This is a genomic window from Ralstonia sp. Ralssp135 (assembly GCF_047304345.1).
Lineage (GTDB): Bacteria > Pseudomonadota > Gammaproteobacteria > Burkholderiales > Burkholderiaceae > Ralstonia > Ralstonia chuxiongensis.
On record NZ_JBGLYZ010000080.1, the window covers coordinates 1 to 4941 of the forward strand.

Annotated in this window: 5 protein-coding genes and 2 pseudogenes; 6 read left to right on the forward strand and 1 reads right to left on the reverse strand. The window is 67.3% G+C overall.

Features of this window, described 5'->3' with window-relative positions; translation table 11 throughout:
- The 6 genes and pseudogenes from ACCD03_RS25345 to ACCD03_RS25370 form a co-directional block, all read left to right on the forward strand.
- Positions 1–962, forward strand: a pseudogene (locus ACCD03_RS25345) (hypothetical protein); the annotation flags it as partial.
- Positions 959–1822, forward strand: a complete 864-nt coding sequence (locus ACCD03_RS25350) for a polysaccharide deacetylase family protein (RefSeq protein WP_325648649.1) — start codon at positions 959–961, stop codon at positions 1820–1822. The pseudogene ACCD03_RS25345 and the gene ACCD03_RS25350, both read left to right, overlap by 4 nt.
- A 72-nt stretch (positions 1823–1894) precedes the next feature.
- The gene (locus ACCD03_RS25355) at positions 1895–3112 is read left to right on the forward strand and encodes a beta-ketoacyl-[acyl-carrier-protein] synthase family protein (RefSeq protein ID WP_045203810.1); all 1218 of its coding nucleotides are present in this window, start codon (positions 1895–1897) and stop codon (positions 3110–3112) included.
- Positions 3109–3912 carry a beta-ketoacyl synthase chain length factor gene (locus ACCD03_RS25360; protein ID WP_413413268.1) on the forward strand — a complete coding sequence of 268 codons (804 nt, stop codon included), beginning with the start codon at positions 3109–3111 and terminating at the stop codon, positions 3910–3912. Before ACCD03_RS25355 ends, ACCD03_RS25360 begins: the two co-directional genes overlap by 4 nt.
- Positions 3909–4370 (forward strand): hotdog family protein, encoded by a 462-nt coding sequence (locus ACCD03_RS25365; protein ID WP_325648643.1) that lies wholly within the window; start codon positions 3909–3911, stop codon positions 4368–4370. Before ACCD03_RS25360 ends, ACCD03_RS25365 begins: the two co-directional genes overlap by 4 nt.
- Positions 4371–4393: 23 nt before the next feature.
- A complete protein-coding gene (locus tag ACCD03_RS25370; protein ID WP_024976699.1) occupies positions 4394–4654 on the forward strand; it encodes a hypothetical protein in 261 nt (86 codons plus the stop codon).
- Between the two features lie 88 nt (positions 4655–4742).
- Here ACCD03_RS25370 and ACCD03_RS25375 read toward each other — a convergent pair.
- Positions 4743–4941 (reverse strand): annotated as a pseudogene (locus tag ACCD03_RS25375) (single-stranded DNA-binding protein); the annotation flags it as partial.

A 4941-nucleotide genomic window follows, 5' to 3' on the forward strand; every position in this document is an offset into this window, starting at 1 on the left:
CGACCGAACAGGCCGCGCTTGAAGGTGCCGAGAAGGTCGCCGCGCAACTGCAACCGCTGGTGGACAACGGCGTGCTGGCCGGCTTCGAGAACCCCGCGCGCTATCTGCCGAGCGATGCGAGTCAGCGCGCGCGCTTGGCAAGCCTGCCCGCCGCTGATGCACTGGCTGCACGCATGCGCAGTGCCGTTGAAGATCAGCCGATCCGCGTGAAGCCTGATCTCTTCGCCCCGTTCATCGCCGATGTGGATGCAGCACGCGCGCAGCCCCTTTTGCGGCGCGCAGACCTGAAAGGCACATCGATGGCATTGGCGGTGGAGGCACTGCTGACGGAACACGGCGGCCAATGGAGCGCCATGCTGCCATTGCGCGCACCGTCAGGCGCGCCGGCCGCCACGAGGAACGCACCCAACTCATCCAGCCTGGATGCCGCCCCAATTCGCGCCGCCGTGGAGCATGCAGCCGTGCCGGGCGCGCTCTTCGTCGACATGAAGGCCGAGGCCGATCGGCTGTACGTGAACTACGTGCGGGAAGACCTTCGCCTGTCGCTGGCCGGTTTCGCGGCGATCGCGTTGCTGCTGCTCGTGGCGCTGCGCTCACCGCAGGGGACCCTCCGCGCGTTGGCGCCCCTGGTGGCGGCGGTGCTGGTGGTGACGGCCGGCTTTGCGCTGGCACGCGTGCCGCTGACCATCCTGCATCTGGTCGGCATGCTGCTGATCGTGGCCGTGGGATCGAACTACGCGCTGTTCTTCAATCAACGCACGCAGGCCATTGCGCCGCAGACGCTGGTGTCCCTGCTGGTGGCGAATTTGGCGACGGTAGCCGGCTTCGGCCTGCTGGCATTCTCGCGGGTGCCGATGTTGGAAACGTTCGGGTTGACCGTCGGGCCGGGCGCCATGCTTGCGCTGGTGTTTGCCGCCATCCTCGCGCCACGCGCCAATCACAATCAGCACCCTGCCGCATGAACCCATCGATCACCACGCCGCCTGGCACCGCCCGCCGCTGGAAGCCAACACCGCTGATCAGCGGCGCGCTAGTGCTGCACGCTGGCGCGGCGGTTACCGTTGCGGCCGCCCCATCGACATGGCCATGGGCGGGTGGCAGCGTCATCGCCTCGCATCTGGTGCTGATGGCCGGTGGTCTGTGGCCGCGCAGCGCATGGCTCGGCCCGAACTGGACGCATCTGCCCGCCACGGCCGGCCAGCATATTGCGTTGACCATCGACGACGGCCCTGACCCCGATGTCACACCGCGCGTGCTGGACATGCTCGATCAGCACGGTGCCAAGGCCACCTTCTTCTGCATCGGCGAATTGGCGCAGCGGCACCCGCGCTGCGTCGAGGCCATCGTCGCGCGCGGGCATGCAGTGGAAAACCACAGTCAGCGCCATCGGCATACGTTCTCGCTGCGGGCGCCGGGCGCGTTGCGGCGCGAGATTGCTGCCGCGCAAGACACGCTCACACAGATCGCCGGCACGCGCCCGCTGTTCTTTCGGGCGCCGGCCGGACTGCGCAATCCGTTTCTCGAACCCGTGCTGTGTCAGCTTGGCCTGCAGTTGGCGAGCTGGACGCGCCGCGGCTTCGACACCCGCTCGCACAACGCCGACGCCATCGCCCAGCGCCTGCTGCACGGCCTGGCGCCCCAAGACATCCTGCTGCTCCACGATGGGCATGCGGCGCGCGATGCACACGGCACCCCCGTCATATTGGCCGTGTTGCCAAAGGTGCTCGAAGCCGCCGCTCGCGCGCAATTGCAGTTCACGACGTTGCGCGCAGCCCTCGCGCCGGAGCCCGCGCAGGCCGCCCGCTCGCACATAGCCATTTGATAAAATTTGTCAACGATTGGCGCCCCATTTGCCGAGTCATCCCACCCAACAATTGTCGCGACACCATCCCCAGTGAAGCCCGTCCTGCTCACGCATTTCACCGCCACAAGCTGCCTCGGACGTGGCCTTGACGCCACGCTCGACGCGTTGCGCGGGCAACGTGGTGGGCTCACGCCGTGTGACTTCCCACGCGCCGAACTCGACACCTGGATCGGCGAAGTGCCTGGCGCCGATGCCACGCCCGTGCGTGCAGACCTGCGCGATTTCGACTGCCGCAACAACCGGCTTGCGCAGATCGGCCTCACACAGGACGGTTTTGTTGAAGCTGTCGAAGCCGCCAAGGCGCGCCATGGCGCCGGACGCGTCGGCGTGTTCATTGGCACCAGCACGTCGGGCATTCTCGAAACCGAACGCGCCTACCAGCAGCGCGATCCGCAGACTGGCGCGCTGCCGGCAAACTTTCACTACGCGCAAACGCACAACATTTATTCGCCCGCCGCGTTTGTGCGGGCGTATTTTGGGTTGAGCGGACCGGCCATGGTGATCTCGTCGGCGTGTTCGTCGGGGGCCAAGGTGTTTGCCTCGGCGCGGCGCATGCTGGCCGCGGGCCTGATCGATGCGGCGGTGGTGGGCGGCGTCGATTCGCTGTGCCTGACTGCGCTGTACGGGTTCAACTCGCTGGAGCTGCTGTCGCGGCAACCGTGCCGGCCGTACGATGCGGCGCGCGATGGCATCTCCATCGGCGAGGCTGCGGCCTTTGCGCTGCTGGAGCGCGCCCCTGAAGCGAAGGGCGCGCTGCACGACGATGCGATCCTGCTGCTCGGCATTGGCGAATCGAGCGACGCGCATCACATGTCCTCGCCGCATCCGGAAGGGCTGGGCGCACGCGCTGCCATGACGCAAGCGCTGGCCACAAGCGGCCTGGCCGCAACAGACATCGATTACATCAACCTGCACGGCACCGGCACGCCCAGCAACGACGCAGCGGAGGCGCGCGCCATCCAGGCGATGTTCGACGGCACGGCGTGCAGCTCGACCAAGGGCGCGACCGGCCACACGCTTGGCGCGGCGGGCGCATTGGAAGCGGTGATCACAGCGCTGGCGCTGCGCCATCAATTGCTGCCTGCCGGCATCAACACCACGCAGCCGGACCCGACCTTGGCCGTCAACTACCTGACGTCGAGCCACCACGCCCCTGTTCGCACCGCGCTCAGCAACGCCTTTGGATTTGGCGGCACGAATTGCAGCCTGGTCTTCGGCCGCGCAGACCACGTGGGCCTCTCGTCATGACCCAACTGCGCGCCTTCATCGAGAGCATCGGCCTGCTGGGCCCCGGCCTGCGGGATTGGCCGCACACCGCTGACGTGCTCACCGGTCGCGCGCCCTACGCGCATGCACCGACCGAGTTGCCGCCGCCGGCCGGCCTGCCATCGGTCGAGCGCCGCCGCACGGGGCCCGTGATCAAGCTCGCGCTGGCAGTCGGTCACGAGGCCGTCGCAGCCAGCGGACGCGATGCCGCCACGCTGGCCACGGTTTTCAGTTCGTCCGGCGGCGATGGCCAAAACTGCCACGCTATCTGCGAAACCCTGGCGAGCGACGATCGCAAGCTCTCGCCCACGCGCTTCCACAACTCCGTGCACAACGCCCCGGCAGGCTACTGGAGCATCGCCACGCACGCGATGGCGCCGTCCAATGTGCTGTGCGCGTACGACGGCAGCTTTGCCGCCGGCCTGCTGGACAGCCTCTGTCAGGTCACGATTGACGCCACGCCCACCCTGCTGATCGCGTATGACGGCGAGTACCCGGAACCGTTGAACGCGGTGCGGCCCGTGCCCGATACGTTTGCGGTGGCGATGGTCCTTGCGCCCGAAGCCAGCCCGCGCACGCTCGCGCGCATTGACGTCACGCTGACCGACGCGGCGTCGACTGCATTGGCACAACCCGGGCTCGGAGCGCTGTGGCAGGGCAACGCCGCAGCGCGCGCCCTGCCGCTGCTGGAAGCGTTGGCGGCACGGCGCGCAGCCAATGTCGTGCTCGACTATCTGCCCGAGACCCGCGTGCAGGTCGACATCACCTTCGGCACGCCATGACGTCAAGCGCGCAGCCATCTCCGCCGCTCGACCGCAACTGGATCGCAGCGCGCATTCCACACAGCGGCGCAATGTGCCTGCTGGACGCGGTCGTCGCATGGGACGACGCGCACATCCATTGCAGCGCCACGAGCCATCGTGACGCTGCCAACCCGTTGCGCTCGCACGGTCAATTGGCCGCGGTCTGCGGCATCGAATACGCCGCTCAGGCGATGGCCGTGCATGGCGCTCTGTGCGATGCTGCGCAAGCCCGCCCGCGCGCCGGCTTTCTCGCCAGCGTGCGCAGCGTTGAAGCTCACGTCCCCCGGCTCGACACCATCGACTCGCCGCTCGACATCGAGGCCGAACGCATCGGCGGCGACGGCAACAACGTGCTGTACCGATTCACCGTGCGCAGTGGCGCGCGCATCCTGTTGACCGGCCGCGCCGCTGTGGTGCTCGACGCGGCCGTTGCATGAACTTGTTTGTGAGGATTCCCACCGTGAAAGGTCGTCTGCTTTTGATTCCTGCGCTGCTGCTTGCGCTGCTCAGCCCCCTGGCCCATGCCGATTTGTCCGAGACCAAGGAGAACATCAAGCAGGACACGAAGGAAGCGGCCCGCAAGACCGGCCATGCGGCAAAGGAAGCCGGGCATGCGACGGCCAACGCTGCACGAGCGGTCGGCCACGGCGTTAAGAATGCGGCGCATGCCACTAAATGTGGCGTGAAGCACGTCTTCAAGAAGCCGTGTGAGAGTGACTAGAACGGCCGCAGGGTCTGCGCGCCTAAGCCAACAAAAAACCCGGCATCCTTGGCGGACTGCCGGGTTTTTGCTTTCTGGCGATACGGACTTAGAACGGAATATCGTCGTCCATATCCTCAAAACCATTCGACGGTGCCGGCTGGCGACGTGCACCGCCGCCCTGACCACCACCTTCACCGCCGCGCGAGTAGCCACCGCCTTGGCCTTGACCTTGGCTGCGGCCACCGCCGTAGCCGCCGCCACCACCGCCGCCTTCACCACCGCGCGAGTAGCCAGCACCACCGCCA

What these genes read in the sequence shown, in the direction of transcription:
- ACCD03_RS25365 (WP_325648643.1), top strand. Translation starts at nt 3,909, where the DNA reads ATGACGTCAAGCGCGCAGCCATCTCCGCCGCTCGACCGCAACTGGATC.
- ACCD03_RS25360 (WP_413413268.1), top strand. Translation starts at nt 3,109, where the DNA reads ATGACCCAACTGCGCGCCTTCATCGAGAGCATCGGCCTGCTGGGCCCC.
- ACCD03_RS25350 (WP_325648649.1), top strand. Translation starts at nt 959, where the DNA reads ATGAACCCATCGATCACCACGCCGCCTGGCACCGCCCGCCGCTGGAAG.